At 39.5% G+C, this 1,271-nt stretch carries 2 protein-coding genes; both read left to right on the forward strand.

Translation table 11 applies throughout. The features are described 5' to 3' along the window. A partial coding sequence (locus QMG11_RS19975; protein ID WP_281838220.1) for a glycine/betaine/sarcosine/D-proline family reductase selenoprotein B occupies positions 1-442 on the forward strand: 442 nt, incomplete at its 5' end. 207 nt (positions 443-649) lie between these two features. Then, positions 650-1,271, forward strand: a 622-nt coding sequence (locus QMG11_RS19980) for a BCCT family transporter (RefSeq protein WP_281838222.1), incomplete at its 3' end; no start/stop codon positions are given.

The following is a 1,271-nucleotide window of genomic DNA, read 5'->3' on the forward strand; positions in this document are numbered from 1 at the left end:
TTTAGATGCTCTAAGAGCATATGAGAAAGAGGGAAGAATCGGAAGCATCGATTCCCACTTCTATACAACAGTAGGAACTGGAACAACTGAAGCAGAGGCATCAAGAATGGCTCAGGAGATAGTTGTATACCTTAAAGAGCACAATGTAACTGGTGTAATAATGACATCCACATGAGGAACTTGTACTCGTTGCGGGTCAACGATGGTAAAAGAAATAGAAAAAGCTGGGTTCCCTGTAGTACAGATGGCTAACCTGGTTCCAGTAGCAAAAACAGTAGGAGCTAACAAGATAGTGCCTACAATCTCAATTCCATACCCACTAGGAGATCCTAGTACTTCCAAGGAAGAGCAATGGAAGCTGAGATACCACAGAGTTGGAGTAGCTCTAGACGCTCTTGAGACACAGGTAGAGGAGCAGACAGTATTTAGCGTGAAGTTCTAATTATAGTCATTGAATGAATTATCAGCAAATTCTTTTGTTCATAATTCATATCAATACAGTATAGTTTATTCATTTTGAAACTTATTTATAGATAAACTACAAAATTAAAATAGAGGGGAGTGAGTGTACTCCCCTCTTTCTTAAAAGAACATGTGAATAATTTATGAAATGGTTATTTGCTATCGTTTTTTTTAAAAAAGGAGGATTATGAAGTCTGAAACACAAGCGTTAAAAGCAAAAATAGTAGAAAAAAAAGATAACAGTACCTTTTATATTTCACTTGCAATAACACTTGCAATTGTATCCTGGGGACTGCTGATGCCTCAAAGTTTTGAAAAAATAGGAAATGCAACCTTTGGTTATCTGGTAACAAATTTTGGATGGTTCTATACTTTAGCTATGTCTTCCTTTGTTATATTTTCTATCTGGCTGGCTACCAGTAAATACGGAAATATCAGATTGGGAGCAGATGATTCTAGACCGGAATATGGCTATGTGTCCTGGTTCGCTATGCTGTTTTCTGCAGGTATGGGAATCGGTCTTGTTTTTTGGGGAGTTGCAGAGCCACTGAACCACTTTATGAACCCTCTCGGAGTGGAAGGTGGCTCACCAGCAGCGGCATCCTTTGCCATCAGAAAGACATTCCTTCACTGGGGATTACACCCTTGGGCAGGATACTCGGTACTAGCTCTTGCTCTTGCCTATATGCAGTTTAGAAAGAATAAGCCGGGGCTTATCAGTAGTATCTTTATTCCTCTCATTGGTGAGAAGGGAGCCCAGGGACCAATAGGTAAAACAGTGGATATACTTGCTATATTTGCTACAGTTG

This window comes from Propionigenium maris DSM 9537, from assembly GCF_027925155.1.
Lineage (GTDB): Bacteria > Fusobacteriota > Fusobacteriia > Fusobacteriales > Fusobacteriaceae > Propionigenium > Propionigenium maris.